At 58.3% G+C, this 26,551-nt stretch carries 25 protein-coding genes and 1 riboswitch; of the genes, 7 read left to right on the forward strand and 18 right to left on the reverse strand.

Annotated elements, in window-relative coordinates; all coding sequences use genetic code 11:
* Positions 1 to 2,472 carry a translation initiation factor IF-2 gene (gene infB, locus G6R15_RS18390; protein WP_164661437.1) on the forward strand — a complete coding sequence of 824 codons (2,472 nt, stop codon included), beginning with the start codon at positions 1 to 3 and terminating at the stop codon, positions 2,470 to 2,472.
* A 464-nt stretch (positions 2,473 to 2,936) separates the two neighbouring features.
* Here infB and mutT read toward each other — a convergent pair whose 3' ends face one another.
* The 3 genes from mutT to G6R15_RS18405 are packed head-to-tail and all read right to left on the reverse strand — an operon-like array spanning position 2,937 to position 5,415.
* Positions 2,937 to 3,335 (reverse strand): 8-oxo-dGTP diphosphatase MutT, encoded by a 399-nt coding sequence (mutT, locus tag G6R15_RS18395; protein ID WP_164661438.1) that lies wholly within the window; start codon positions 3,333 to 3,335, stop codon positions 2,937 to 2,939.
* Positions 3,332 to 4,558 (reverse strand): bifunctional glutamate N-acetyltransferase/amino-acid acetyltransferase ArgJ, encoded by a 1,227-nt coding sequence (gene argJ, locus G6R15_RS18400; protein ID WP_164661439.1) that lies wholly within the window; start codon positions 4,556 to 4,558, stop codon positions 3,332 to 3,334. Before argJ ends, mutT begins: the two co-directional genes overlap by 4 nt.
* 5 nt (positions 4,559 to 4,563) lie before the next feature.
* The gene (locus tag G6R15_RS18405) at positions 4,564 to 5,415 is read right to left on the reverse strand and encodes a peptidylprolyl isomerase (protein ID WP_164661440.1); all 852 of its coding nucleotides are present in this window, start codon (positions 5,413 to 5,415) and stop codon (positions 4,564 to 4,566) included.
* Between the two features lie 177 nt (positions 5,416 to 5,592).
* Between G6R15_RS18405 and secA the strand changes: the two genes are divergently transcribed.
* The 3 genes from secA to G6R15_RS18420 all read left to right on the forward strand — a co-directional run bounded on the left by secA (position 5,593) and on the right by G6R15_RS18420 (position 11,008).
* Complete coding sequence (gene secA, locus G6R15_RS18410) at positions 5,593 to 8,310, forward strand: preprotein translocase subunit SecA (protein WP_164661441.1); 2,718 nt, start codon at positions 5,593 to 5,595, stop codon at positions 8,308 to 8,310.
* Positions 8,311 to 8,437: 127 nt separating this feature from the next.
* On the forward strand, positions 8,438 to 9,424 hold the full coding sequence (locus G6R15_RS18415; RefSeq protein WP_164661442.1) for a hypothetical protein: 987 nt from the start codon (positions 8,438 to 8,440) through the stop codon (positions 9,422 to 9,424).
* 24 nt (positions 9,425 to 9,448) lie between these two features.
* Positions 9,449 to 11,008 carry a phosphate ABC transporter substrate-binding/OmpA family protein gene (locus G6R15_RS18420; protein ID WP_164661443.1) on the forward strand — a complete coding sequence of 520 codons (1,560 nt, stop codon included), beginning with the start codon at positions 9,449 to 9,451 and terminating at the stop codon, positions 11,006 to 11,008.
* A 6-nt stretch (positions 11,009 to 11,014) separates the two neighbouring features.
* Here the strand turns inward: G6R15_RS18420 and radC are convergent, their stop codons facing one another.
* The 13 genes from radC to dnaK all read right to left on the reverse strand — a co-directional run bounded on the left by radC (position 11,015) and on the right by dnaK (position 22,600).
* A complete protein-coding gene (gene radC, locus G6R15_RS18425) occupies positions 11,015 to 11,770 on the reverse strand; it encodes a DNA repair protein RadC (protein ID WP_164661444.1) in 756 nt (251 codons plus the stop codon).
* A gap of 36 nt (positions 11,771 to 11,806) precedes the next feature.
* Complete coding sequence (locus G6R15_RS18430) at positions 11,807 to 12,541, reverse strand: ABC transporter permease (protein WP_164661551.1); 735 nt, start codon at positions 12,539 to 12,541, stop codon at positions 11,807 to 11,809.
* Positions 12,541 to 13,269, reverse strand: coding sequence for an ABC transporter ATP-binding protein (locus tag G6R15_RS18435; protein WP_164661445.1), 729 nt, complete (start codon positions 13,267 to 13,269; stop codon positions 12,541 to 12,543). Before G6R15_RS18435 ends, G6R15_RS18430 begins: the two co-directional genes overlap by 1 nt.
* Entirely contained in the window at positions 13,266 to 13,949 is a 684-nt protein-coding gene (gene tenA, locus G6R15_RS18440) for a thiaminase II (RefSeq protein ID WP_164661446.1), read from the reverse strand. Before tenA ends, G6R15_RS18435 begins: the two co-directional genes overlap by 4 nt.
* Positions 13,946 to 14,881 carry an ABC transporter substrate-binding protein gene (locus tag G6R15_RS18445; protein WP_164661447.1) on the reverse strand — a complete coding sequence of 312 codons (936 nt, stop codon included), beginning with the start codon at positions 14,879 to 14,881 and terminating at the stop codon, positions 13,946 to 13,948. The genes tenA and G6R15_RS18445 overlap by 4 nt, the downstream gene beginning before the upstream one ends.
* A gap of 19 nt (positions 14,882 to 14,900) precedes the next feature.
* Complete coding sequence (locus tag G6R15_RS18450; protein WP_164661448.1) at positions 14,901 to 15,866, reverse strand: thiazole biosynthesis adenylyltransferase ThiF; 966 nt, start codon at positions 15,864 to 15,866, stop codon at positions 14,901 to 14,903.
* Entirely contained in the window at positions 15,863 to 16,459 is a 597-nt protein-coding gene (locus G6R15_RS18455; protein ID WP_164661449.1) for a thiamine phosphate synthase, read from the reverse strand. Before G6R15_RS18455 ends, G6R15_RS18450 begins: the two co-directional genes overlap by 4 nt.
* The gene (locus G6R15_RS18460) at positions 16,456 to 17,220 is read right to left on the reverse strand and encodes a thiazole synthase (RefSeq protein ID WP_164661450.1); all 765 of its coding nucleotides are present in this window, start codon (positions 17,218 to 17,220) and stop codon (positions 16,456 to 16,458) included. Before G6R15_RS18460 ends, G6R15_RS18455 begins: the two co-directional genes overlap by 4 nt.
* A 3-nt stretch (positions 17,221 to 17,223) precedes the next feature.
* Positions 17,224 to 17,418: a sulfur carrier protein ThiS gene (gene thiS / locus G6R15_RS18465; RefSeq protein WP_164661451.1), complete on the reverse strand. Its 195-nt coding sequence runs from the start codon at positions 17,416 to 17,418 to the stop codon at positions 17,224 to 17,226.
* Positions 17,402 to 18,379: an FAD-dependent oxidoreductase gene (locus G6R15_RS18470; RefSeq protein ID WP_164661452.1), complete on the reverse strand. Its 978-nt coding sequence runs from the start codon at positions 18,377 to 18,379 to the stop codon at positions 17,402 to 17,404. The genes thiS and G6R15_RS18470 overlap by 17 nt, the downstream gene beginning before the upstream one ends.
* Positions 18,376 to 19,176 (reverse strand): bifunctional hydroxymethylpyrimidine kinase/phosphomethylpyrimidine kinase, encoded by an 801-nt coding sequence (gene thiD, locus G6R15_RS18475; protein ID WP_164661453.1) that lies wholly within the window; start codon positions 19,174 to 19,176, stop codon positions 18,376 to 18,378. The genes G6R15_RS18470 and thiD overlap by 4 nt, the downstream gene beginning before the upstream one ends.
* 45 nt (positions 19,177 to 19,221) lie before the next feature.
* A riboswitch (TPP riboswitch) is annotated at positions 19,222 to 19,324 on the reverse strand.
* 139 nt (positions 19,325 to 19,463) lie between these two features.
* The gene (gene dnaJ / locus G6R15_RS18480) at positions 19,464 to 20,615 is read right to left on the reverse strand and encodes a molecular chaperone DnaJ (protein ID WP_164661454.1); all 1,152 of its coding nucleotides are present in this window, start codon (positions 20,613 to 20,615) and stop codon (positions 19,464 to 19,466) included.
* 74 nt (positions 20,616 to 20,689) lie between these two features.
* Positions 20,690 to 22,600 (reverse strand): molecular chaperone DnaK, encoded by a 1,911-nt coding sequence (gene dnaK, locus G6R15_RS18485; protein WP_164661455.1) that lies wholly within the window; start codon positions 22,598 to 22,600, stop codon positions 20,690 to 20,692.
* Between the two features lie 213 nt (positions 22,601 to 22,813).
* On the opposite strand from dnaK, the gene G6R15_RS18490 reads away from it, so the two are divergent.
* The gene (locus tag G6R15_RS18490) at positions 22,814 to 23,416 is read left to right on the forward strand and encodes an alpha-ketoglutarate-dependent dioxygenase AlkB (RefSeq protein ID WP_164661456.1); all 603 of its coding nucleotides are present in this window, start codon (positions 22,814 to 22,816) and stop codon (positions 23,414 to 23,416) included.
* Here the strand turns inward: G6R15_RS18490 and G6R15_RS18495 are convergent.
* Together G6R15_RS18495 and G6R15_RS18500 are read right to left on the reverse strand one after the other, a co-directional pair.
* A complete protein-coding gene (locus tag G6R15_RS18495; protein WP_164661457.1) occupies positions 23,413 to 24,006 on the reverse strand; it encodes a COG3650 family protein in 594 nt (197 codons plus the stop codon). The genes G6R15_RS18490 and G6R15_RS18495 overlap by 4 nt on opposite strands.
* Positions 24,003 to 24,776, reverse strand: a complete 774-nt coding sequence (locus tag G6R15_RS18500) for an ABC transporter permease (RefSeq protein WP_164661458.1) — start codon at positions 24,774 to 24,776, stop codon at positions 24,003 to 24,005. Before G6R15_RS18500 ends, G6R15_RS18495 begins: the two co-directional genes overlap by 4 nt.
* 169 nt (positions 24,777 to 24,945) lie before the next feature.
* Between G6R15_RS18500 and cysQ the strand changes: the two genes are divergently transcribed.
* Both cysQ and G6R15_RS18510 read left to right on the forward strand, forming a co-directional pair.
* Complete coding sequence (gene cysQ / locus G6R15_RS18505; RefSeq protein WP_164661459.1) at positions 24,946 to 25,743, forward strand: 3'(2'),5'-bisphosphate nucleotidase CysQ; 798 nt, start codon at positions 24,946 to 24,948, stop codon at positions 25,741 to 25,743.
* On the forward strand, positions 25,743 to 26,543 hold the full coding sequence (locus G6R15_RS18510) for a manno-octulosonate cytidylyltransferase (protein ID WP_164661460.1): 801 nt from the start codon (positions 25,743 to 25,745) through the stop codon (positions 26,541 to 26,543). The genes cysQ and G6R15_RS18510 overlap by 1 nt, the downstream gene beginning before the upstream one ends.
* The last annotated feature ends 8 nt before the right edge of the window (positions 26,544 to 26,551 follow it).

Here is a 26,551-nt window from a genome sequence, read left to right on the forward strand (position 1 = left end):
ATGAGCGATAGTGACGGCAAAAAGACATTGGGTCTGCGTGGGTCCCGTCCCGCGAATGTGAAACAGAGTTTCAGCCACGGACGGACCAAGAATGTCGTGGTGGAAACCAAGCGCAAACGCGTTGTGGTTCCCAAGCCCGGCGCTGGCAAACCCGGAGGCTCGACGCCTTCTGGCGACCCGTCGCGTCGCCCGGCTGGCATCACAGATGCGGAAATGGCGCGCCGCCTGAAGGCTGTTCAAGCGGCCAAAGCTCGTGAAGCTGAAGAAACCGCAAAGCGCGCTGCCGAAGAAAAGGCACGCGAAGAAGATCGTGCGCGCCGCCGCGCCGAGATTGAAGCCAAGGACCGCGAAGAAAAAGAGCGCGCCGAACGGGCCCGTCAAAAGGCCGAAGACGAAGAGCGCAAGCGTAAAGAGGCTGAAGAAGCTGCCAAACGCGTTGCCCAAGCGCCCGCTCCCAAAGCGGATGCACCGTCACGCCCGACGCCCAACAAACCGGCACCTGCCGCGACCCCGCGTAAATCCGACCGTGAGCGCGAACAGCGCAACAACCGTGGCAAAGGCCGCGATGATGGTCGTCGTTCGGGTAAGCTGACATTAGGTCAGGCCACCGGTGGCGAAAACAACCGTCACCGTTCGATGGCCTCGATGAAGCGCAAGCAAGAGCGCGCACGTCAAAAGGCGATGGGCGGTTCGGTCGAGCGCGAAAAGGTATTCCACGACGTTCAGCTGCCCGAGGCCATCGTGGTTTCGGAGCTGGCCAACCGTATGGCCGAACGTGTTTCCGATGTCGTCAAATCGCTGATGAACATGGGCATGATGGTCACGCAGAACCAGACCATCGACGCTGACACAGCCGAACTGATCATCGAAGAGTTTGGCCACAAGGTTACTCGTGTCTCTGACTCGGACGTTGAAGACGTCATCAAAGAGGTCATCGACAACGACGAAGATCTGCAGTCGCGTCCCCCTGTCATCACCATCATGGGTCACGTCGACCACGGCAAAACCTCGTTGCTGGATGCCATCCGCGACGCGCGCGTTGTGGCAGGCGAAGCTGGCGGCATCACCCAGCACATCGGTGCTTATCAGGTGACCACCGACAGCGGCTCTGTGCTGAGCTTCCTGGATACGCCCGGCCACGCGGCATTTACCTCGATGCGCTCACGTGGTGCTCAGGTGACGGACATCGTGGTTCTGGTTGTTGCGGCGGACGACTCGGTCATGCCGCAGACGGTCGAGGCGATCAACCACGCCAAGGCGGCCGGTGTTCCGATGATCGTTGCGATCAACAAAATCGACCGCCCCGCAGCCGACCCGAACAAGGTCCGCGCCGAGTTGCTGCAACACGAAGTGATCGTGGAACAGATGTCGGGTGAAGTGCAGGACGTCGAGGTTTCGGCGGTAACAGGTCAGGGCCTGGATCAACTGCTGGAAGCCATTGCGCTGCAGGCCGAGATCCTGGAACTCAAGGCGAACCCGGATCGGGCCGCACAAGGTGCCGTAATCGAAGCACAGCTGGATGTGGGCCGCGGTCCCGTTGCCACCGTTCTGATCCAGAATGGTACACTGCGCCAGGGTGACATTTTTGTTGTGGGTGAGCAGTACGGTAAGGTCCGTGCGCTGATCAACGACAAAGGCGAGCGTGTTCAAGAAGCTGGCCCCTCGGTTCCGGTCGAGGTTCTGGGCCTGAATGGCACGCCCGAAGCAGGCGACGTTCTGAACGTGACCGAAACCGACGCGCAAGCGCGTGAGATCGCAGAGTACCGTGAGCAGGCTGCCAAAGACAAACGTGCCGCAGCTGGTGCCGCCACCACGTTGGAACAGCTGATGCAGAAGGCGAAAGAAGACGAAAGCGTCTCTGAGCTGCCGATCCTGGTCAAAGCTGACGTACAGGGTTCTGCCGAAGCCATCGTTCAGGCTATGGAAAAGATCGGCAACGACGAAGTGCGCGTGCGCGTCCTGCACTCGGGTGTGGGTGCCATCACCGAGACCGATATCGGCCTGGCCGAAGCGTCGGGTGCTCCGGTTATGGGCTTTAACGTTCGTGCCAACACATCGGCACGCAACACCGCCAACCAAAAAGGCGTCGAGATCCGGTACTACTCGGTGATCTATGACCTGGTGGATGACGTCAAAGCCGCCGCATCGGGCCTGCTGAGCGCAGAGATCCGCGAAAACTTCATCGGTTACTCCGAAATCCGCGAAGTCTTCAAGGTTACCGGCGTTGGCAAGGTTGCCGGCTGTCTGATCACCGAAGGCGTCGCACGCCGTTCGGCTGGCGTCCGCCTGCTGCGCGACAACGTGGTTATCCACGAAGGCACGCTGAAGACCCTCAAGCGCTTCAAGGACGAAGTGGCCGAGGTTCAGTCGGGTCAGGAATGCGGCATGGCGTTCGAGAACTACGACGATATTCGCGCTGGTGACGTGATCGAAATCTTCGAGCGGGAAGAAGTTACTCGGACCCTGGATTGATCTGAACCAACCTGAAACAAAGAGCGGCGGTCCCATTGGGCCGCCGTTTTTCATTTGTGCGCACAAAACAAAAAAGGGACGACAAACATGCCATCCCCATTTTGCAGTTAGTGTGAGTGGTGGTGCAATTTATATTCAGGCTGCAGCAGTAATAGCCTTACCGACAAACACCTTGTCATCCACGCGGACTACAATACGTCCGTTTGGCAGGCTACGGACAAATGTACCTTGAATTGAGACACAGCTGCCGATTGTGATCGTACGAAGCAAGTCAAATCCTCCCCAAAGGAATAGACAAAATTATCATACCATAAAGGAGAGTAAAAATACACGGAAACTCTGCCTTTGATTTCTTGGGTTTAAAGAATAAAATACCAAATATCGGTTCAACAAAGGCCGATTGGTCTAAATGAGCGAGAGCTGCCATGTTTGCGAACTCATCCTATAGACGAATCACGAAACCGTCATAGCCAATCTCGCAAAATTGGAACCAGCGGCACGTCAGCGGCAGGCATTGGGTAATCCCGCAGCTGATTTGCGGTAACCCATTTCAGCGCCTGCCCTTCTTTCGATTGCGGGATGCCTTCCCATTTGCGGCAGGCAAACAGCGGCATCAACAGGTGAAAGTCATCGTAGCTGTGGCTGGCAAATGTCAGCGGAGCCAGGCACGAGGCCCAAGTGTTGATCCCCAACTCTTCTTCCAGCTCGCGGATCAGGGCCACCTCTGGGGTTTCTCCGGCCTCTATCTTTCCGCCTGGAAACTCCCACAGGCCCGCCATGGATTTACCTTCCGGGCGCTGCGCCAACAGCACCCGGCCGTCAACGTCAATCAACGCAACCGCCGACACCAGAACTGTTTTCATGAGCGATAGTCCGCGTTGATCTCGATATAGCCGTGAGTCAGATCACAGGTCCAAACGGTCAATTGCCCGTCACCCAAACCCAAGTCCACAGCGATCACCAGCTCTTGGCCTTTCATATAGGCTGCAGCTTCATCCTCGCCGTAGCTCGGGCTGACCCAGCCGTTTTCCGCCACCAGGATATCTCCGAACCAGATACTCAGCTTGTCCCGGTCCGCAACCGCACCCGACTTGCCGATGGCCATGACCACGCGGCCCCAGTTGGGGTCTTCTCCCGCCACAGCGGTCTTGATCAGCGGAGAGTTCGCAATCGCCAGCCCGTGCACCTTGGCGTCCGCATCTGACGCGGCACTGGTCACGCGGATCTCGACGAACTTCGTCGCGCCTTCACCATCGCGCACCACCTGATGCGCAAGATCCAGCATCACACCATTCATCGCTTCGGCAAATACGGCATTGCCAGTCACATCCACACCCGAAGCACCCGTCGCACATAGCAGCAAGCTGTCCGAGGTCGACGTATCACTGTCCACCGTGATGCAATTGAACGACGTATCTGTCTGACTGCTCAACAGGGATTGCAACGCGCCCTGTTCGACCTTGGCATCGGTGAAGATGTAAACCAGCATCGTTGCCATATCCGGTGCGATCATGCCCGAACCCTTGGCGATGCCAGCAATGGACACCACTTGACCATCAATCTCGACCTGGGCGCTTGCGCCCTTTGGGAAGGTATCGGTGGTCATAATGGCGCGCGCCGCGTCCTCGATCGCGTCACCAGACAACGCGCCATTCAATCCCTCAAGCTGAGCCAGAATGCGGTCATGCGCCAGCGGTTCGCCAATCACGCCCGTGGACGAGGTAAAAACGCGCTCCACCGCAACACCGGTCACATCCGCAACCGCCTGCGTCACCGCTGCGACCGAGGCTTGACCGTAATGCCCGGTGAACGCGTTAGCATTGCCCGAGTTCACAAGGATCGCAGCCGGGCCATCGCTGGCCCCGCCGATTTTTTCCTGACAGTCCAGTACCGGAGCAGCACGGGTGGACGAGCGTGTGAACACACCCGCTACTGAAGTGCCTGCATCCAAAACCGCCAACATGACGTCCGTCCGGCCCTGATACCGCACGCCCGCCTCGACGGTTGCAAATCGCACACCGTCAATGACCGGCAGCTTGGGAAACGCAGCAGGCGCCAGAGGCGAGACTTTGGTGATCGTGGCCATAGACGTTACTCCTGTACCAGCTCGACGTCGCGCAGGATCGACGGCTCTAGCCCCTCGACCTCAGGACGCTCGATCTCGCCTGCTTTGGTCAGTTCAGCCACTTTGGCGTCAACCGCGTCCTGCTGGATCTTGCTGGCTAGCTCACCGCGCACCGCGTCCAGCGTGGGTGCCTCGGCCTTGCGCTTGTCGCTGAGCAGCACAACGTGCCAGCCAAACTGCGTTTTGACCGGGTCCGAAACCTCGCCTGGGTTCAGGCCAACAACCGCTTCTTCGAACTCTGGCACCATGGCACCCATGCCAAACCACCCCAGCGAGCCGCCATTGGGGCCGGATGGCCCAGTCGACTTTTCTTTGGCCATAGCGGCAAAATCTGCGCCGTTGTCCAGATCAGCCTTGATTGCTTTGGCTTCTTCTTCGGTTTCGACCAGGATATGCGAGGCTTGGAATTCATCACCCCCGGTCCATTCGGAATACTGAGCGTCATAAGCAGCCTGAACGGCATCGTCTGACATGGCACCGCTTGCGATGTCTTCCAGCAGATCTGCCGCCAAAAGCGAGCGCTGTTCGTTTTCCAGAGCCAATTCGACATGCTTGGGCACATCCGCACCGCGCGACTGCTTCAGCAGGTTTTGCTGGATCAGCTGATCCAAGATCGCTTGAAACAGAACCTCATCCGGCAGCTGCTGATACTGCTGCGGCAGGGCGGCGCGCGCCAGGATCATGTGACCCAATGTGATCTCTTCGCCGTTGACGCTGGCAACAACTGTATCGGCGGTCGGCTTTGTCTCGGCCGCCAACGGCAGAGCCATAACGACTGCTAGCGCCAGCGATGGCAAAAAAGTGAGGCCTTTGGGCATTCAAATCATCCTATTCTCAGGCCGCGACGGGGCGCGGCGTTGACACTCTATGACCTGCCGCTTACATCGCTTGAAGCCTAGGACAGGACCGCCTTTCACTCCCCGTATCTATGGGTTGACTGCGTGGCGGGCAAGCCTGTCGAAATGCACGATTAAGATAGACCCGTTGGAGTGAACATGCTGGGATTCGGAACGCTTGCCAAAAAGGTCTTCGGAACGCCGAACGATCGCATGATCAAGGCGACCCGCCCGCTGATCGCCAAGGTCAACGCACTTGAAGAAGAGTTCGAACAACTGTCGGACGACGGTCTGATCGAAAAAACCGCCGAGCTGCGCAAACGCGCGCTGGATGGCGAGAGCTTGGACGATCTGCTGCCCGAAGCCTTTGCCAACTGCCGCGAGGCAGCGCGCCGCGCCTTGGGTCTGCGCGCGTTCGACACACAGTTGATGGGGGGCGTATTCCTGCATCAGGGCAACATTTCAGAAATGAAGACGGGTGAGGGTAAGACCCTCGTTGCCACCTTCCCGGCCTATCTGAACGCGCTGACCGGCAAGGGCGTACATGTCGTCACCGTCAACGAATACCTGGCCAAGCGTGACTCGGAATGGATGGGCAAGGTGTTTGGTGCCCTCGGCATGACCACCGGCGTGATCTATTCCAACCAGCCCGACAACGAAAAGATGGCCGCCTACTCCAGCGATGTTACCTATTCGACCAACAATGAATTGGGTTTTGACTATCTGCGCGACAATATGAAGTCCGAGCTGGATCAGGTGTTCCAGAAGTATCACAACTTTGCCATCGTCGACGAGGTCGACTCGATCCTGATCGACGAAGCCCGGACTCCGCTGATCATTTCCGGTCCCGCTCAGGACCGCTCGGATCTGTACGTCGCCATCGACGCAGTGATCCCGTCGCTGACCGACGAGCACTTTGAGCTGGACGAAAAAACCCGCAACGTAACCTTTACCGACGACGGCAACGAATACCTTGAGCAGCAGCTCAGGGCGCGTGGCCTGTTGGAAGAAGAACAGTCGCTGTACGATCCGGAAAGCACCACTGTAGTGCACCACGTCAACCAGGGTCTGCGTGCGCACAAACTGTTCACCCGCGACAAGGACTACATCGTGCGCGATAACGAAGTGGTGCTGATCGACGAATTCACTGGCCGCATGATGCCGGGCCGCCGCCTGTCGGATGGTCTGCACCAGGCGATCGAGGCCAAAGAAAATGCTCAGATTCAGCCGGAAAACGTGACACTGGCCAGCGTTACGTTTCAAAACTACTTCCGCTTGTACAACAAGCTGTCGGGCATGACCGGCACCGCCGTGACCGAAGCCGAAGAATTTGGCGAAATCTATGGTCTGGGCGTGGTCGAGGTTCCGACCAACCGCCCCATCGCTCGTGCAGACGAGGACGATCAGGTCTATCGCACCGCCAAAGAGAAGTATGAGGCGATGATCCGCGAGATCAAAAAATCATACGAAAAGGGTCAACCCGTTCTGGCGGGTACCACCTCGATCGAAAAGTCGGAAATGCTCAGCCAGATGCTGACTGCAGAGAATATCAAGCACAACGTCCTGAATGCCCGTCAGCACGAACAAGAGGCGCAAATCGTCGCCGATGCCGGTCGTCTGGCGGCGGTTACCATCGCCACCAACATGGCCGGCCGCGGCACCGACATTCAGCTGGGCGGCAACGTCGAGATGAACGTGCTCGAAGCCATCGCTGCCGACCCCGAGGCCGACCCCGCTGAACTGCGTACCAAAGAAGAGGCGCGTCATGCCGAAGAGAAACAAAAGGTGCTCGACGCGGGCGGCCTGTTTGTTCTGGCGTCCGAACGTCACGAAAGCCGCCGAATCGACAACCAGCTGCGCGGCCGTTCGGGCCGTCAGGGCGATCCGGGTCGCACCGTGTTCTTCCTAAGCCTCGAAGACGACCTGATGCGCATCTTTGGCTCGGAACGTTTGGACAAGGTGCTCAAGACTTTGGGCATGAAAGAGGGCGAAGCGATCATCCACCCTTGGGTGAACAAATCGCTGGAGCGGGCCCAAGCCAAGGTCGAAGGCCGCAACTTTGACATTCGCAAAAACGTTCTGAAATTCGATGACGTGATGAACGATCAGCGTAAGGTGATCTTTAACCAGCGCCGCGAAATCATGTCTGCCGGTGACCTGGCTGAGATCGTATCGGATATGCGCGAGCAGGTGATCGACGACCTGATCGACCACCATATGCCGCCTAAAACCTATGCCGATCAATGGGACACCGAAGGTCTGCACACCTCGGTCATGGAAAAGCTGGGCGTTGATGTTCCAGTTGTCGAATGGGCTGCCGAAGAAGGCGTCGATGACGAAGACATTCGCGAGCGTCTGATCAAGGTCACGGACGAGCAGATGGCCAAAAAGGCCGTCGATTTCGGCCCCGAGAACATGCGCAACATCGAAAAACAGGTGCTGTTGCAGACCATCGACAGCAAGTGGCGTGAACATCTTCTGACGTTGGAACACCTACGCTCGGTCGTGGGTTTCCGGGGCTATGCGCAACGCGATCCGCTGAACGAATACAAAAACGAAAGCTTCCAGCTGTTCGAAAGCATGCTGGACGGCCTACGCGAAACCGTAACCCAGCAACTGGCCATGGTGCGCCCTCTCACCGAGGAAGAGCAGCGTGAGATGATGGCCCAGATGGCCGCGCAGCAAGCACAGATGCAGCAGACCGCCGCAGATGCCACCAACCAGGCCGAAGCAATTGCCGAAGCCGACGCATCAGGCGATCCGCGCCCCGGCTTTGACGAGAGCGATCCCAGCACCTGGGGTAACCCCTCGCGCAACGACAAATGCCCCTGCGGATCGGGCAAAAAGTTCAAACATTGTCACGGTCGGCTGGCGTAAGCCTGCCTTATCTCTGACAAAATGACTCCTCAAGGCGGCCATATGTTGGCCGTCTTTTTTAACGACACTGCCTCTGAGCCAATGTGTGATGAGGTGTGGAATGTTGCCTGCTCGACGTAGAATTCTGATGGCCGCCGGAACGATGTCCTGCGCGCTTGCAACCGGCTACCTAATGCAACAGGACAGCCCGTATCGGAACCCCAACATCGCCACCAAACCCGCAATCGTCTCGGCGCAACCCGCCCCGACCGCGCAGACTGTTGCCGCAGATACGACTGCCGATCAAATCATGCTGGACAGTGTTCAGGATATCACTTTGACGTCCGCTCTGCCCGATTTGCCCGCACCGCGCCGCTTGCCCGACGCCCCGATGGAGGGCGTCAATTCGGGTCGCGGATTGCTGGATGGGGCCGTTCTGCCAGAAACACCGCAAGATCCCGAGGTACCACAACTGGGCTGCGCCGTCACCGCAACGACAGCTCCGGCGCCCATGGCCAGCGTCACGCTGTCAGTCGACGCGCCGTGCTTTGGAAACCAGCGTGTGAGCGTTCACCACAGCGGCCTAATCTTTACCGAAATCACAGATGAAGTCGGTAAATTGAACGTTACCGTCCCCGCCCTGTCCGAAAACGCCGTCTTTGTCGTGGCCTTTAGCAACGGCAAGGGAGCTGTTGCGATGACACAGGTACCCGATTTGGATTTGATCGACCGTGTTGCTGTGCAATGGGCTGACCGCGCTGGCCTGCAAATCCACGCCCGCGAATTTGGCGCCGGATACGGCGATACGGGCCATGTCTGGGCCAACGCAGCGCAGGCCGGGCAAGGCACGTTCACCCGCTTGGGCCGCGCCGACACGTTCGAGCCGCAATTGGCCGAGGTTTACAGCTTTCCCCAGGGCGACACGGCCACCGAAGGCTCCATAGCCCTCAGCATCGAAGCAGAGGTGACCCAAGCCAACTGCGGACGCGAGATTTCGGCACAATCGCTGGAACGCCGTGACGGAAATGCGCTAAAGACCCGCGACCTGACATTGTCAATCCCCGGATGTGACGCCGCAGGTGATTTTCTGGTGTTGAATAATCTTGTCGAAGACCTGAAAATCGCGGCCAAGTGATCCGCAGGTAATTTCAGGTTTCTCATGGCTTGGTATCGTGCGGCGGTTTTCGCCGCACTTTTTCTTTTTGTTGCCCCCTTAAGTGGGTTTGCGCAGGACATCACGCTGACGTCCCGCGATGGCAAAGTTGAAATCAACGGAACCCTGCTGGGTTTCGATGGCGAGTTCTATCGCGTTGACACTCAATTCGGTGAACTGACAGTAGATGGGTCAGGTGTGATCTGTGACGGTCCCGCCTGCCCCAGCCTTGTGGATTATGTGGCCAAGATCACCCTGTCGGGCTCTTCCACTATGGCCGAGGTGCTGCTGCCGGCCCTGATCGAAGGCTTCGCGCTGCGCAACGGCTATCAGGCACAGCGCAAAAATCTAGGCGGCGCGCAGTTTCTGTACAGCCTCAGCCAAGGCCCCGGCACCGCGCCGATTGCCGAGTTCACATTTCGTGTAACATCCACAGATGAGGGGTTTGCTGATCTTTTGGCAAACGAGGCGGACATCGTCATGGCCTTGCGCGAAATCCGCCCCGACGAACGTAAGCTCGCGCGCGAGGCGGGCATGGGCGACATGACGGAGGCCAACCGCTCACGTGTTCTGGCGCTCGACGCCATGGTGCCAGTCGTGGCGCCGGGCAATCCGGTGCACCGCATCTCCCTGCCGCAACTGGCCGACGTCTATGCGGGCGAAATCACCAACTGGCAGGATCTGGGTGGTCCCGACGCGCCGATTTCAGTTCATTTGCCGACAGCAGGTTCTGGTCTCGCGCAGGCTGCAGAGGATCGGCTGCTGCGTCCTTTGGACACCCCACTTGTTAACGACGTTGTCCGCCACAAACGCAGCAGTGACCTGGCGCGTGTGGTTACCACTGACCCCTTCGCCATAGGCATTGCCAGTTTTGCCGAAACCGGTACCGCACGGGCATTGACGCTCACTGGTGCTTGCGGCTTTTCGCTGTCCGCCAGCCGCCGCACGATCAAGACCGAGGACTATCCGCTCAACTCGCCCATGTTCCTCTACTTGCCTGCCCGCCGCCTTCCAGATGTAGCAAGACAATTTCTGTCTTACACGCGTGGACCTGCCGCCCAGCTTGTGATCCGGCGCGCGGGCTTTGTGGATCAGACGCCCGAATCGATTTCAATGAATGCCCAAGGCGACCGCCTGGCCAATGCCATCTCATCTGCAGGAGAAGAGGTACCGCTGGACGAGCTGCATCGCATGATCGCACGGCTGTCTACTATGACTCGCCTGTCGACATCGTTTCGATTTGAAACCGGATCAACCCGCCCCGACGCTCAGTCTCGCGCCAATATTGCGCAATTGGCCCGCGCGCTTGAGGCTGGTCGATACGACGCTCGCCAATTGGCCTTTGTCGGGTTCAGCGACGGCGAAGGTCCGGCCGCAGGCAACGCAAGGATCGCCATGAAACGCGCCGAAGCTGTCCGAGATGCTGTCCTTAGTGCGGCCGAAACCGCCAATCCCGAACGGGTGGACATCACCATCGACGCCTTTGGCGAAGCGATGCCCATGGCCTGCGACGACAGTGATTGGGGTCGTCAGGTCAACCGCCGGGTCGAAGTGTGGGTCAGATAACCAACTCTACAGATACCCCTCGGACCGAAAACTCAGCTCGGTCGACTTTCCGATGATAAGGTGATCGTGCAAGGTCAGCCCCAAAGCGACACAGGCACTTTGTATCTGATTGGTCATGTCGACATCCGACTGCGACGGCGTTGGATCGCCTGATGGGTGATTGTGCACCAGAATGAGCGCCGAGGCATTCAGCTCCAACGCACGTTTGGCGACTTCACGCGGATAGACCGGCACATGATCCACTGTGCCGCGCGCCTGTTCCTCGTCTGCGATCAGCACATTTTTGCGATCCAGATAGAACACGCGGAATTGCTCGGTCTCGCGATGCGCCATGGTGGTATGGCAGTAATCCAGCAGCGCGTCCCAGCCCGAAATCACCTGTCGCTGCATCACCCGCGCTCGCGCCATGCGATGCGCCGAGGCCTCAAGGATCTTGAGATCGGTGATCACCGCGTCACCCACACCCTTGACCTCTTGTAGCCGCTCAACCGGGGCTGTCAGCACACAATTGAAATCGCCAAACGTGTCCAGCAATAAACGCGCCAAAGGTTTCACATCCTGACGCGGGATCGAACGGAACAGCACCAGCTCCAACAGCTCATAATCCGGCATGGCAGCTGCCCCACCCTCCATGAACCGTTCGCGCAGGCGTTTGCGGTGATCCTTGATGTAAGATGGCAAGCGACCCGACGGCAGCGGGGCCTCGGGCGCCTCGTCCAGGTCAAACAGCATCGGGGCTTCGGCAAAAGCATTTTGGGTCATACCGGCAAGCGTCAACCCGAATCGGTTTCTGAAAGGTTAACCGCCCTCGCCCGCCATCCGCATCGTGGCCTTACGCACGGCGATGTGCAGCAGGACCGAAAACACCCCTAGCGTCAGCATCGCAGCAAACATCAGGTCGGTCTTGGCGCGGCCATTAGCCAACAGCATCAGATACCCCAGCCCTTTGGACGCGCCCACCCATTCGCCGATCACGGCCCCAATGGGCGCATAGACTGCTGCCAACCGCAGGCCCGACGCCAAGTTTGGCAAGGCTGCAGGAATACGGATGTGCCACAGCACCGCGCGTGGGCTTGCCTGCATCGTGCGCGCCAGATCCAGATAACCAGGCGGCGTGCGCATCAGCCCATCAAAGAACGACGACGTCACCGGAAAATAGATGATCAGCACCGCCATCGCCACTTTGGACCACAAACCATAACCCAACCACAGCGTCAGGATCGGCGCCAGCGCAAAGACCGGCAGCGCCTGCGTGAACACCAGCATCGGCTGCACCAGCACCCGCGCAACGCGGGACGTGGCCAATTGAATCGCGGTCACGATCCCAAGCGCAGCCCCGACAGCCAGACCAATCAAAACCTCGATCCCGGTGATCAATGTATGTTCGGCAATCAAGGCGCGGCTTTTCCACCAAGTTTCCGCCACCAGCAGCGGCCCAGGCAAGATAAATTTGGGCAGGTCCGTCAGACTGACGATCAACTGCCAGATTGCCACCGCAAAGACCGCCGCCGCCAAAGCGGGAAGGTAGCGCATCATGCGGCCTCTCCTCTTAGCAGGCGCAATAGCGCTGCTTGCGACGCCAATGTGTCAAGATCATCAACCTTGCGCGGCACGTCAGCTTGCGGAGGTGGGCAATGTGTCAGACCCGATTGTTCCATAACAACAATCGAATGCCCCAATCGCGCAGCCTCGCCAGGATCATGAGTCACCAACAAGACTGTCCTCCCGGCCAACAATTCCACCGCCAGATCCTGCATGTCCGCGCGCGTCTGCGCATCCAGCGCCGAAAACGGCTCGTCCAGCAGGATGACCGGCTTGTCCTCCATCAGCGTACGTGCCAGCGCAACGCGCTGACGTTGCCCGCCTGAGAGTTCCGCTGGTTTCTTGTTAGCGTGTTCAGTCAACCGCACGCGACCAAGCAACCGCTGTAACCGCGCCTGATCCGGCTTTTCGCTGCGCAACCGCGCGCCCAACGTGACGTTCTGCGTGACGGTCGCCCAAGGTAGCAGCAGATCGTCCTGCGCCATGTAGGCCACGCGCGGGACAACCTCACCGCCATCCGACGCGGTGATAGAGCCGTCAAACACGGCCCCCGTCTGCAACCCGGCGATCAACCGGAGCACAGTGGATTTCCCAACGCCCGAGCCACCCAGCAGGCAGGTCCATTGCCCAGCTGCCAAGGAAAGCGACAGCGGCGCAAAAAGCTGCGCCGCGCCAATGGTGGCCTGCCCCTGAAACGTGATCTCGGGCGCTGGTGTCACGGGGTCATCCCCATCTGCCAAAACCCAACCTCTAGCTGGGTTGCCATGCTGAAGGTGCGGCACAGACCCTCCCACCTCGGCAGTTGGTCATAACCCTTGCCCAAGCGGCGGGTCAGCGCACCATCAAGCAGTTCGCCCACAGCGCGGACCGAACCCTGATAGTCATCCCCGGCATAGGTGTTGATCCAGTCGCGATAAGTCTCGCTGGTCGCCTCGTTCGACAGACGTGCGCCGATCTCGCCATAGCCCATGACGCAAGGAGCAAGTGCCGCAAGCAGGCTAAGCAGATCACCTGAATAACCTGCTTCGAGCACAAAGCGGGTGTAGGCCAGGTTTTCTGGCCGCTCGGGCGTAGTAAACAGATCATCTTGCGATATTCCAGCTTCGGCACAGATGCCGATGTGCAGCTTCATCTCTTCGCTGATCAGACCGTTCACCGTGGCCGAGGCCAGCAACATCTCCTCATGCGTTTCTGATTTCACCACCGCGAGCGCCCAGGCGCGGCTGAAGTGAACTAGGAACACATAGTCCTGCCGTAGGTAATGCAGAAACGCCTCACGCGGCAGGGTGCCGTCTTTCATCCCTTCGACGAAAGCGTGGCGGGTATAATCTCGCCACACATCGCCCGAGGCCGCGCGCATCAGTCCAAAGGCGCGACCATAGTCCGGTGTCGTGTTCATTTCGCGGTCACGTCGATCGCGATCGCATCAACCGGGTTGATGCTGTCGATCATACCGCTGTCTTTCAGGAACGCTTCGAACCGTTCGTAGCGGCCGTGATCGAAGCCCGCGGGACGCAACGCAAAGCGCGGCATCGTATCGACCCAGGCGCGCTTGTTCAGCTCGTCCTGCAGCTCGGTCGAGGTGCCCGAGAAGATTTCCCAGCTTTTGACCGGGTTGTTGACGATGTACTGGGTTGCCAGCTCGGTCGCGCGCAGGAAGCGGGCCACTTTATCGGCGTCCATCGTTTCTGGGTTGGCCACATAGATCAGCTCGTCATAAGACGGCACGCCCTCTTCTTCGATGTAGAAGCAAGTGCCCGGCTCGCCTTCGATGTCCATCTGGTTCAGCTCAAAGTTACGGTAAGCTCCAATGACGGCGTCCACCTGCCCCGACATTAGCGAAGGCGACAGAGAGAAGTTGACGTTGATCATCTCAACATCGCTCAGGGCTACGCCGTATTTACCAAGAACAGCGCCCAGAACCGCCTCTTCCACACCAGCGACCGAGAAGCCGATCTTCTTGTCTTTCAGGTCAGCGGGCGATTTGATCGGGCCGTCTTCCAGAACCAGCAGGCAGTTCAACGGGGTCGCAACCAATGTGCCAACACGCTTGAGCGGCAGACCCTCGTGGATCTGCAGGTGGAGCTGCGGCTGATACGACACGGCCAGATCGGCCTGACCTGCTGCCACCAAGCGCGGCGGCGCTGAAGGGTCGGCAGGCGCAACAATTTCAACCTCCAACCCCTGATCGGCAAAGAACCCTTTTTCCTGCGCTACAATGATGGGCCCGTGGTCGGGGTTGATGAACCAATCCAACAGGACGGTCATCTTGTCGGCAGCCATCGCCGGGGTCGCGGCCAGCATAGCCAATGCAGTCAGCATTTTTTTCATATCAGCGTTTCCTTATGCTTCATGAGGTTGAGGCCGCGACGAGGACAATCTCGCCCGGCCAAATCTGTTGAATGCGCTCAGCCGTGCGCCAGGCCCGTAGCCCAGTGGCACAACATAGCGCAATGCGGGTTTCAGGTTTGGGAAGGTGGTTCTGCACCTCCTCCGGTGGGATACGGGTGGCGGATGCAAGGATCGGCACGGGTGCCTCATCAATTCCGCGCAGTTCGACAATCATGTCCTGATCGGTGAGTTCGGTGGTGGCGGCAAAACGCATAGCGTTCTCGGGCTCAGATGTGCCATCAAAACGGAACGATGTGCTACGATAGGTCTGCGCGTCGAACTGAACCATCTGGCCAAGTGGCGACGGGTCAAGCTGCAACAACACGGCCAACGCCATCTGCGCCTGCAACGCTCCGATCATACCCACGACCGGGCCCAGAACACCCGCCGTAGCGCAACTTGCGCCGCTGTCGGGGGCGTCCGGAAAAATCGCGCGCAGGGACGGCGCACCGCCGCAGAACCCGCCGACATAGGCACCCAGTCCAAGGACCGAGGCGCTGATCAACGGTTTGCCTTGCTTGAGACATGCGTCACTGAGCGTATAACTGGCCGCGTAGCTGTCAGCACAGTCCAAAACCAAATCGGCTTCAGCAACCAAATCGACTACATTTTCGGGTGTAAGAGCCTGTTTTCTTGCCTCAACAGTGATCCCCGAGTTTAGCGCACGGCAACGCCCTGCCGCCACTTCGGCCTTGGACACATCACAATCCGCTTCGGTAAACAGCGTCTGCCGGTGCAAGTTAGACAGGGCAACGACGTCCGCGTCCAACAACAGCAGATGCCCCACACCGGCCCCCGCCAGCAACGGCAAAACCGGAGCGGCCAGCCCACCGCATCCCACCACCAAAACACGGGCACGGGACAGGCGAACCTGTCCCTGCGTTCCGACCTGCGGCAGGATCATTTGGCGAGCGTAGCGGCTCATCTAGTCGCCTCGATCCACTGGCGCACGCGCGCCACGGGATCGGCGTTCAGCGTGATGTCAGTCACGGCTGAAACAATATCTGCACCTGCATCCAGCACACCGGGGGCGCGCTCAACGCTCATACCGCCGATACCGACCAACGGAATATCGCCCACACGCTCTTTCCATTCGGTGACGCGCGGCAAGCCCTGTTGATGCCATTTCATCTCTTTCAGGATGGTGGGATAAACGGGGCCAAGCGCGACATAATCCGGGTCCATTGCCAGAACCCGTTCCAATTCGTCGTCGTCATGGGTCGAAACGCCCAGCTTTAGACCCGCTTTACGGATAGCGGATAAGTCGGCCTCATCCAGATCCTCTTGGCCGAGATGCAGCCACTCGACTCCCAGATCAACCGCCGCTTGCCAATAGTCGTTGATAACCAGAACACAGCCATATTCAGCGCACAGATCCTGCCCCTTGGCGATCTGTTTGCGCACCACTTCGTCCGGTTGGTCCTTGATCCGCAACTGTACCAGCTTGATGCCCAACGGCAGCATCCGTTCCAGCCAGTCGGTATGGTCAAAAATGGGATAGAAACGATCCAGGCTCATGACAGAAACGCCTTTCCGATGACTGGGGTTGAGGGTTCGGCCATGTCGCGCGCCTCGATCGGGTCGGCCTCATAGGCCAGCCGCCCGGCCTCTACCGCAAGCGCCATCGCACGCGCCATCATCTGCGGCTCGCCTGCGCGGGCGACGGCTGTGTTCAGCAACACCGCGTCATAGCCGAGCTCCATTGCGTGCGATGCGTGGGACGGTAGGCCGATGCCCGCATCCACAACCAACGGCACATCGGGGAATTCGGCCCGCATCGCGCGCAATGCGTATTCGTTGTTAAGACCACGACCAGAGCCAATCGGTGCACCCCACGGCATTAACACCTCACACCCGGCTTCAAGCAACCGTTCACCCACGATCAAGTCGTCAGTGGTGTAGGGGAACACTTGAAATCCGTCTTCGGTCAAGATGCGCGCAGCTTCGACCAGTTGGAATACATCGGGTTGCAGGCTGTCAGTGTGGCCAATCAGTTCAAGTTTGATCCACTTGGTGTCAAACACCTCGCGCGCCATATGGGCGGTGGTGACGGCCTCCTTCACCGTGTGGCACCCTGCGGTATTGGGCAAGATCAGAACACCAAGGTCCTTGATCATGGTCCAGAAGGTCTGCCCCGCTCCGCCCTCGCGGCGCAGCGACACGGTTGCGACGCCTGCGCCGCTGTCCCGGAACGCCTGTTCCAGAATTGCGGGGCTTGGGTATTGCGCCGTGCCCAGCATCAATGGGCTGAGTAGCTTTGTACCGTAGAATGTTCGCATAACTCAGCCCCCCTGCATCGGGGCGAGCACTTCGACCCGGTCGCCATCATTCAACCGATGACCGACGCGCAGGGACGAGGGCACAAAACCCTCGTTCACCGCGGTCGCAACCCGACCCGAGAAACCGCATTCATCTAGCAAAGCGGCCAATGTTTCGGCGGCCACCTCGCAGGGTTCGCCGTTAAGCACGATCTTCATCGACCATCTCCGAGTGTTTGTTGTCCAGCAGCAGGTCCGCAACACCGCGCGCCAGGGCGGGCGCCAATAGATACCCGTGCCGGTAAAGACCATTGGCATAAACGCGCCCGCCAAACCGGCGAATGCGTGGCAGATTATCGCGGAACGCGGGTCGCAAATCGACGCCGATTTCCAGCACTTCCGCCTCACCAAAAGCCGGGTTCAAGGCATAAGCAGCGCTCAACAGTTCCAGCATCGAACGTGCCGTGATGCGATTGCTGTCTTCGCTTTCAATCATTGTTGCGCCCAACATGTAAACGCCATCACCACGCGGCACGATGTAGAGTGGCAAACGCGGGTGCAACAGCCGAACAGGCCGTGTTAGAGCCACATCTGGGGCGCGGATCACCACCATCTCGCCCTTCACGCCGCGCAGGTCGGTCAGCCTGTCACGTGCCCCCAAGCCCCGACAATCGACCGTGTTTTTCAAGCTGTCTGGCGCAGCGGACTGGTGGAAGGTCACGCCATTTCCCTCCAACCCGGCGTGCAAGTCAGCCAGAGCCTTACGCGGGTCAAGATGGGCCTCTTTGTCAAAGTACAACCCCTTGCCGAATAGGCCCAGATCAGGCTCTAATTCAGCGATTTTTCCCCGTCCGACGTCCAAAAATCCCTCGGTCCGCCGCGAAAATCGGCGAAGATCCGGAAGGTCACGAGCACTGGCGACCACCAACGTTCCGGCATAGGTCACATCCGTCCTGTCCGCCCACCAACCAATCGCCTCTTGCCCCAAGCGCAGTACCGGTTCTTCGGCATTTTCATACTCGCACCAAGGTGCAAGCATCCCCCCTGCCCACCACGAGCAGCCATGCGGACCGGGGGGTCCTGCAGGATCGTAGACATCGACCGAAGCCCCGCGCGCGACCAGCTCGGTTGCGACCGCCAGACCGGCAACGCCAGCTCCTATGACAGAAAAATCGCTCATGCCCATACTTTGTGGAAATGATGCACCGGCCCGTGCCCGTGGCCCACGCCCAACGTATCCGCTTGGGCAATCGCGCCCTGAAGATAGGTATGTGCTCGGGCAACAGCCGACGGCAAATCCAGCCCTTTGGCCAGGCCAGCGGCAATCGACGACGACAATGTGCATCCTGTCCCATGCGTGTTCTTGGTGTCCCGGCGTGGCGAGGTGTAATCGCCCAACACTCGCTGATCAGACAGTAACAGGTCGTGGCAAATGTCGCCTTCGGCATGGCCGCCCTTCATAAGCACCGCTTGGGCACCCAAAGCACACAGAGCCACCCCGTGCTCGGCCATCTCATCGGTCGTTTCGGCAACCATACGGTCCAGCAGACAAGCCGCCTCGGGCAAGTTCGGGGTTAGAACGGTGGCGCGCGGCAACAGCACCTCGCGCAGGGTCTGCACCGCCTCACGCGCCAGCAGGGCGTCACCGGATTTGGCAATCATCACCGGGTCAAGCACCACGGGGCCACCGAACTCCGCGATTCCATCGGCAACTGTTTGGATAATTTCGGGCGTGGCGAGCATGCCGATCTTGATCGCGCTGACGTTCAGATCGCTTAGCACCGCATCAATCTGCGCCGCAATTACATCCAGCGGAATACCATGCACTGCAGTCACGGCCTGTGTGTTCTGGGCCGTCACGGCGGTGATCACGCTCGCGCTGTAAACACCCAGGGCCGACATCGCCTTGAGGTCGGCCTGAATGCCCGCGCCGCCGCCGCTGTCGGATCCGGCGATTGTAAGCGCAATTGGTGCCATCGGTTGCTCCATCATCTTGGAAGGCAACGGGGCATAGAGAGTGAGCCTGTGACTAAGACCGTTTCCTACGCCGGAATTGCCCGGATCAGGTTCGATGGGTTGATGTCAGACACCTCTCAGCCGGAAAACGGCACCCCAACGGTTGGCGCGAACATCTCAGGGTTTACGCCGATTATCAATAACCAAAAGTCTTGTTTCATATGGTCAATCTGGACTTATTAACCGTTCCAGATGCGAAAAGGCCGCCCGGTTGATGAGGCGGCCTTTAGAATTGTATGTCTTTGGTGTCAGCCCTTCATGCCATCCCAAAAGGATTTGACCGAAGAAAAGAAACTTTTGGATTCGGGGTTGTTGTTATCAGCCAACTCGTCGAATTCCCGCAGAATTTCCTTTTGGCGACTGGTCAGGTTGACTGGCGTTTCAACAGCCAGCTCGATGAACATATCACCGGCGCCACCGCCGCGCAGCGCAGGCATACCTTTGCCCCGCAGGCGCATTTGACGACCCGATTGGCTGCCCGCCGGAATCTGCACGCGACCGCGACCACCGTCGATTGTCGGTACTTCGATCGCGCCGCCAAGCGCGGCATTCGCCATCGAAACCGGCACACGGCAATACAGATTCACGCCATCACGTTCGAACAGTTCGTGCTGTGCCACTTCGACAAAGATATACAGATCACCCGGAGGACCGCCGCGCATCCCGGCCTCACCCTCACCTGCCAGACGAATACGGGTACCGGTTTCGACACCGGCAGGAATGTTCACGCTGAGCGCACGATCCTTTTCAACACGGCCGGCACCCTGACATGAGTTACAGGGGTTCTTGATGATCTGACCCAGACCCGAACAGGTCGGACAGGTCCGCTCAACTGTAAAAAAGCCTTGCTGAGCACGCACCTTGCCCATACCCGAACACGTCGGACAGGTGGTGGGTTCAACGCCGCCTTCGGCACCACTGCCATCGCACGACGAACAGCTAACCGCAGTCGGCACGTTGATCGTCTTTTGCATTCCGGCAAACGCGTCATCCAGCGACACCCGCAGATTATAGCGCAAGTCCGATCCACGCGCGGCACGACGTCCGCCGCCACCGCGTTGGCCACCCATAAAGTCACCAAAGAGATCATCGAACACATCCGAAAACGCCGACGAGAAGTCGCCCGAGCCAAATCCAGGTCCACCGGGACGTCCACCGCCGCCACCCATGCCATTTTCGAACGCGGCATGACCAAAGCGGTCATAGGCTGCCTTTTTCTCGGCGTCCTTCAGAACCTCGTAGGCCTCATTAGCCTCTTTGAATTGTGATTCGGCGTCCGGGTTGTCTTTGTTGCGGTCGGGATGCAGTGCTTTGGCCTTCGTGCGAAAGCCCTTTTTGATCTCGTCCGCCGAAGCGCCCTTGGCCACGCCGAGCACGTCATAATAGTCACGCTTTGACATCCGTTATTCCTTCTGCCTCAACGAAAGAGGGCCGGTCCGTCGACCGGACCGGCCCTCTTTTGCCCGGTTACGCGTTACTGGCGCTTGTCATCGTCCAAATCTTCGAACTCGGCATCGACGATATCATCATCGACAGGACCTGCGTCAGCAGCTGCCGGTTCTTCGTCAGCTTCGGCCTGGCTTGCCTTATAGATCGCTTCGCCCAGCTTCATGGCCGCTTCGGTCACGTTCTGGATGCCCGATTTGATCTTTTCGGCATTGTCCGTTTCAATCTCGTCCTTGAGCGCGACAATTGCCAGTTCGATGGCTTCGATGGTGGTCGGATCAACCTTGTCCGCGTGCTCTTCCATCGACTTCTCGGTCGAATGGATGAGGCTCTCGGCCTGGTTTTTCGCCTCGATCAGCTCGCGGCGTTCTTTGTCCGCCTCGGCGTTCTCTTCTGCGTCCTTGACCATTTTTTCGATGTCGTCATCCGACAGACCACCCGAGGCTTGGATGGTGATCTTCTGCTCTTTGCCAGTGCCCTTGTCGGACGCACCAACCGACACGATGCCGTTGGCGTCGATGTCAAAGGTCACTTCGATCTGGGGCATGCCGCGCGGTGCGGGCGGGATGTTTTCCAGGTTGAACTGACCCAGGATCTTGTTGTCGGCCGCCATTTCGCGCTCGCCCTGGAACACGCGGATGGTCACGGCGTTCTGGTTGTCTTCGGCTGTCGAGAAGATCTGGCTCTTCTTCGTCGGGATGGTGGTATTGCGGTCGATCAGACGGGTGAACACGCCACCCAGGGTTTCAATGCCCAACGACAGCGGCGTCACGTCCAGCAGAACCACGTCTTTGACGTCGCCCTGAAGAACACCGGCCTGAATGGCAGCGCCCATGGCAACAACTTCGTCCGGGTTCACACCCTTGTGCGGCTCTTTGCCAAAGAACTTGGTGACCTCTTCGATGACTTTCGGCATCCGGGTCATACCACCGACCAGAACAACCTCGTCAATGTCTCCAGCCGACAGACCCGCGTCCTTCAGAGCGGCCTGGCAGGGCTTGATCGACGCCTTGATCAGGTCACCGACCAGCTGTTCCAGCTTGGCACGGGTCAGTTTGATAACCATGTGCAGCGGCGTACCGGTGGACGGGTCCATCGAAATAAACGGCTGGTTGATGTCGGTCTGGTTGGCCGAGGACAGTTCGATCTTGGCTTTTTCAGCAGCTTCTTTCAGACGCTGCAGGGCCATCTTGTCCTTGGTCAGGTCGACATTGTGCTCTTTTTTGAACTGGTCGGCCAGGTAGTTGACGATGCGCATGTCAAAGTCTTCACCACCCAGAAAGGTGTCACCATTGGTCGATTTGACCTCGAACAGACCGTCGTCAATTTCCAGGATGGTCACATCGAAGGTACCGCCACCAAGGTCATAGACCGCGATGGTTTGGGTTTCTTCTTTGTCCAGACCATAGGCCAGAGCAGCGGCAGTCGGTTCGTTGATAATGCGCAGCACTTCGAGACCGGCAATCTTGCCTGCGTCTTTGGTGGCCTGACGCTGAGCGTCGTTGAAATACGCGGGAACGGTGATGACGGCCTGTGTGACCTCTTCGCCTAGATAGCTCTCGGCGGTTTCTTTCATCTTGCCCAGCGTGAAGGCCGAGATTTGCGACGGCGAATACTTTTCGCCTTTTGCTTCAACCCATGCATCACCATTGCCGCCATTGATCACGTTGAACGGCAGGTTCTTCTTGTCTTTGGCCAGATGCTCGTCGTCGAACCGACGGCCGATCAGGCGTTTGACACCAAAGACGGTATTGTCAGGGTTGGTGACCGCCTGGCGTTTCGCCGGCTGACCGACCAGACGCTCTTCATCCGTGAAGGCGACGATCGAGGGCGTGGTCCGCGCCCCTTCTGCGTTTTCGATAACCCGAGGTTGCGATCCATCCATGATGGCGACGCAGCTGTTTGTGGTACCCAGGTCGATCCCAATAACTTTACTCATATTCGATCCCTTTTCTCTTCCAGGCGATTACCCGAGGCTTGAACCCGTTACGGCATCCCGGCCTCGATCCGTTTGCGCGAATGGCACTACACCATCGCGCGTCCCGGCGTATATAAGGTCGCGTGAACGGGCCTGCAAGCACTGTGAAACGCGGGTTTTCTGGATTCTTGAACCTTTTTTGACAAGGTTTTGCTAACGAATGGGGAACAGCGGGTGCAGCGGCTTTTGATACGGGGGTTCGAGGTCTGGAAATCACATTTGGATTCCAAGGCACAAACCACCTTAATCGACGATTTACGCCCGATCCTGAAAGCCGTGCCATTGTTTAATCCCACAACGTCGTCAGGCAAGAAAATGTCGGTGCGCATGACGTCGGCGGGGTCGTGCGGCTGGATTTCGGATTCTTCTGGCTATCGCTATGAAACACAGCATCCTATGAGGCGCCCGTGGCCCGCGATCCCGGATTCGGTTCTGTCGATCTGGCGCGACACCACCGGGTTGACGCGTCTGCCCGACAGCTGCCTGATCAATTATTATGGTGAAGACACCAAGATGGGACTGCATCAGGACAAGGACGAAGCTGATTTCTCGTGGCCGGTGGTGTCGGTGTCCTTGGGTGACGATGCCTTGTTTCGAATGGGAAGCCCGACACGCGGCGGCAAAACCGAATCTTTGTGGCTCAGCTCCGGTGATGTGGTGATAATGGGGGGCGAGGCGCGACTCAGCTATCACGGGATCGACCGTATCCGGTTCAAATCGTCCCGCCTGCTACCCAAGGGCGGGCGCATAAATCTGACTCTGCGGGTCGTGAATTAGTGGGCGATGACAGAGCAGCAGCCCGAATAAAGCACGCCGTCATGATGCAAATAATCGACGTCCAATCCATAGGCCCGTTCAGACATCCCGTCCGAGCACTGCTGCGCCCGCACCATCGCCACGCCGGACAGTCCAACGGTCAGTGAAAACCGATCAATGCGACCACGCGCTTGCTGCATCACATCCGCCGTCATGCTCACGGCCTGCAAACCCAGACCATCGAACCTGGCCTGCTTACCCTGCTCGATTTCAAGCGACCATAAGGGTTCTGTCCCGGAACACGTGAGCTTGCGCCCGATTGAGAAATCCGGGTTCTCGGCGTGAGGTGCAAGATAGCGCAAAGACACCCACCCCGAAGCCTCACCACTGTTCACAAGCCCCCATTTACCATCGGGCGAGCGGTCGACAACTTCGACATTGGCAACATCATGCGCCAGTTCCGATACCTTCTCGGACAAGGCATTGGGCGCGGCGCGAACATTCAACACGTCGTTGGGGGCAACACCGGTCACATCATGTAATTCTGGCAAGGTGAACGCCCAAATAACGCCGGGCCACAGGATCAAGAGGATGACCCAAACCCGAATCATCGGCGCGCGTACCAGCTGCTCGACACTTGGCGTCGGGTATAAAACTCGAGCATCAGACCAATCATGATCAGCGCAACGCCAACCCAAAAAGCATAATGCCAGTCAGTGTTGCGAGGGTTGTAGTTCCGAAACACAAAACCGCGGCATTGGTCGATGCAATGAAACAGAGGATTCCAGTCAAACATCATCAGCATGAACGGCGGAAGCGTATTGGCCACAAACATCTTGCCAGAAGCGATCATGTTTGCGCGCTGATAGATCGTGCTCATAATGCCCACAACAGTTGGGAGCCATGGCTTCATGGCGAAAAACACAAGACCAACAGAACAGCCAGTGAACCACGACAGCAGTAGCATTCCAAAGGCTCCGCCCGGATCATCGATAAAAATCGGCGTAACTGCGACGTGATACCCAAACAGAATAATGAACAAGGTCAGCATTTGCGTATAAAGCGACCCGATGGCCGCCGCCAAAAGCGCGATGATCGTATTCATCGGCGCGTGCTTCATCATGGCACTGTTCGGTCCTTCGGCACCCATAACGGCCCCAACGGCCTTGATATGCACCATGAACAAAAAGACGCCCGACATGATGTACAACAGGAAGTCGCCTCGGATCGCACCGCCGCGTAGTCCAAGCATTGTGAACATCAGATAAAAGATCAAAACGAACACGACGACCTGCATCATGTTTTTGCCCAGCGCAATGAACGCGTTATTGTGGCCGGATCGAATAGATCGAACCACCGCGTGAAAAATGATCTCTGCCATGGTGAACGCACCACTAAGCAGGGATCTATGCTGTCGATATCCAAACACTAAAACGGTTTCCCATAACACTGCTCAACATTTTGGCACGGAATTCTTGCTGTTCCGTTGCCTGCAAAGCATAAGAACAGCAGGCCCAATAAGCAACAAAACACAAAATCGGAGCATTTTTGTGACCTATGATGACCTTATTCCCGTGATCCGCACGCTGGCGCTCGAGGCGGGCGACAAGATCATGGAGATATATAATTCAGATGATTTCGACGTGAAGGTCAAATCCGATGACAGTCCGGTGACCGAAGCGGATGAGGCAGCTGACGCCCTAATTTCGGCGGGGCTACGTGCGGCCTTTCCCGATGTGTTGCTGGTAACCGAAGAACAGGCCGAGTCACATTCGACCAAAGGGGACACCTTTTTGATCGTTGATCCGTTGGATGGCACCAAGGAGTTCATTCACCGTCGTGGCGACTTCACTGTCAACATTGCACTGGTCGAAAACGGCACCCCGACGCGGGGCGTAGTCTACGCTCCGGCTAAGGGGCGTATGTTTTACACGCAGGCAGATGGTCAATCGGTCGAAGAAACCGGCGCGCTGGACAAGAACACCATAGGTGCGGTTCAACCCATTGCAGTTTCAAACGCCGACAATGATGCGCTGCTGGTCGTCGCCTCAAAGTCACACCGCGATCAGGCGACGGACGACTATATCAAAAAATACAACGTCAAAGACAGCAAAAGCGCGGGCTCTTCGCTGAAATTTTGTCTTGTCGCCACGGGCGAAGCTGACATCTACCCTCGTGTGGGCCGAACGATGGAATGGGACACCGCCGCTGGCCACGCAGTTTTGGCCGGCGCAGGCGGCAAGGTCGTCCGTTTCGATGATCACACCCCACTGCAATACGGCAAGGACGGTTATGCCAATCCGTTCTTCATCGCCTTTGCCCCTAACGTCGAGTTGAAGGAGGCCTGATGTCTGTCCTAATTGCCATCCCGGCCCGATATGCCTCAACCCGCTATCCCGGCAAACCGTTGGTTCCGCTGACAGGGGCATCCGGCAACAGCCAATCCCTGATCGAACGATCCTGGCGCGCAGCAATGGCAGTAGAGGGCGTCGACCGTGTGGTGGTCGCAACTGACGACGACCGCATTCAAAAAGCCGCCGAAGGGTTCGGGGCCGAAGTGGTGATGACTTCGGAAAACTGTGCCAACGGAACCGAACGCTGCGCCGAGGCGCATCAAGTTCTGGGGGGTGGGTTTGATATCGTGGTCAATCTGCAGGGTGATGCGCCCCTGACCCCGCACTGGTTTATCGAGGATCTGGTTACAGGCCTGCGCAATGCGCCCAATGCCGGCATCGCCACTCCGGTTCTGCGATGCGACGGTGACGCACTGAACAGCCTGCTGAACGACCGCAAGCATGGCCGCGTGGGCGGGACCACAGCCGTTTTTGCCCGTGACAACAGTGCCATGTACTTCTCAAAAGAAGTGGTGCCGTTCACCTCGCAAACTTATGATTCGACCGATCCGACCCCCGTGTTCCACCATGTCGGCGTCTACGCTTATCGCGCAGACGCGCTGTCAGCTTACCCCACATGGACGACCGGTCCGCTCGAAACGCTTGAGGGCCTTGAGCAGCTGCGGTTCATGGAAAACAACCACAAGGTTCTGTGCGTCGAAGTCGAGGCCCGCGGGCGTCAATTCTGGGAGCTAAACAACCCATCGGACGTGCCAAAGCTCGAAGAGATGATGGCCGCCATGGGTCTGGACTAAAGGCACCG

The organism is Tropicibacter sp. Alg240-R139 (genome assembly GCF_900537075.1).
Lineage (GTDB): Bacteria > Pseudomonadota > Alphaproteobacteria > Rhodobacterales > Rhodobacteraceae > Falsiruegeria.

Excerpts from the sequence above, each read along its gene's own strand:
- G6R15_RS18455 (WP_164661449.1), bottom strand. The coding sequence starts at position 16,459 with ATGAGCCTGGATCGTTTCTATCCCATTTTTGACCATACCGACTGGCTG.
- G6R15_RS18420 (WP_164661443.1), top strand. The coding sequence starts at position 9,449 with ATGGCTTGGTATCGTGCGGCGGTTTTCGCCGCACTTTTTCTTTTTGTT.
- G6R15_RS18510 (WP_164661460.1), top strand. The coding sequence starts at position 25,743 with ATGTCTGTCCTAATTGCCATCCCGGCCCGATATGCCTCAACCCGCTAT.
- G6R15_RS18470 (WP_164661452.1), bottom strand. The coding sequence starts at position 18,379 with ATGAGCGATTTTTCTGTCATAGGAGCTGGCGTTGCCGGTCTGGCGGTC.
- argJ (WP_164661439.1), bottom strand. The coding sequence starts at position 4,558 with ATGGCCACGATCACCAAAGTCTCGCCTCTGGCGCCTGCTGCGTTTCCC.
- tenA (WP_164661446.1), bottom strand. The coding sequence starts at position 13,949 with ATGAACACGACACCGGACTATGGTCGCGCCTTTGGACTGATGCGCGCG.
- G6R15_RS18405 (WP_164661440.1), bottom strand. The coding sequence starts at position 5,415 with ATGCCCAAAGGCCTCACTTTTTTGCCATCGCTGGCGCTAGCAGTCGTT.
- dnaK (WP_164661455.1), bottom strand. The coding sequence starts at position 22,600 with ATGAGTAAAGTTATTGGGATCGACCTGGGTACCACAAACAGCTGCGTC.
- secA (WP_164661441.1), top strand. The coding sequence starts at position 5,593 with ATGCTGGGATTCGGAACGCTTGCCAAAAAGGTCTTCGGAACGCCGAAC.
- G6R15_RS18500 (WP_164661458.1), bottom strand. The coding sequence starts at position 24,776 with ATGGCAGAGATCATTTTTCACGCGGTGGTTCGATCTATTCGATCCGGC.
- G6R15_RS18415 (WP_164661442.1), top strand. The coding sequence starts at position 8,438 with ATGGCCGCCGGAACGATGTCCTGCGCGCTTGCAACCGGCTACCTAATG.
- mutT (WP_164661438.1), bottom strand. The coding sequence starts at position 3,335 with ATGAAAACAGTTCTGGTGTCGGCGGTTGCGTTGATTGACGTTGACGGC.
- G6R15_RS18495 (WP_164661457.1), bottom strand. The coding sequence starts at position 24,006 with ATGATTCGGGTTTGGGTCATCCTCTTGATCCTGTGGCCCGGCGTTATT.
- radC (WP_164661444.1), bottom strand. The coding sequence starts at position 11,770 with ATGACCCAAAATGCTTTTGCCGAAGCCCCGATGCTGTTTGACCTGGAC.
- thiS (WP_164661451.1), bottom strand. The coding sequence starts at position 17,418 with ATGAAGATCGTGCTTAACGGCGAACCCTGCGAGGTGGCCGCCGAAACA.
- G6R15_RS18445 (WP_164661447.1), bottom strand. The coding sequence starts at position 14,881 with ATGAAAAAAATGCTGACTGCATTGGCTATGCTGGCCGCGACCCCGGCG.
- infB (WP_164661437.1), top strand. The coding sequence starts at position 1 with ATGAGCGATAGTGACGGCAAAAAGACATTGGGTCTGCGTGGGTCCCGT.
- G6R15_RS18450 (WP_164661448.1), bottom strand. The coding sequence starts at position 15,866 with ATGAGCCGCTACGCTCGCCAAATGATCCTGCCGCAGGTCGGAACGCAG.
- dnaJ (WP_164661454.1), bottom strand. The coding sequence starts at position 20,615 with ATGTCAAAGCGTGACTATTATGACGTGCTCGGCGTGGCCAAGGGCGCT.
- G6R15_RS18430 (WP_164661551.1), bottom strand. The coding sequence starts at position 12,541 with ATGCGCTACCTTCCCGCTTTGGCGGCGGCGGTCTTTGCGGTGGCAATC.
- G6R15_RS18460 (WP_164661450.1), bottom strand. The coding sequence starts at position 17,220 with ATGCGAACATTCTACGGTACAAAGCTACTCAGCCCATTGATGCTGGGC.
- thiD (WP_164661453.1), bottom strand. The coding sequence starts at position 19,176 with ATGGCACCAATTGCGCTTACAATCGCCGGATCCGACAGCGGCGGCGGC.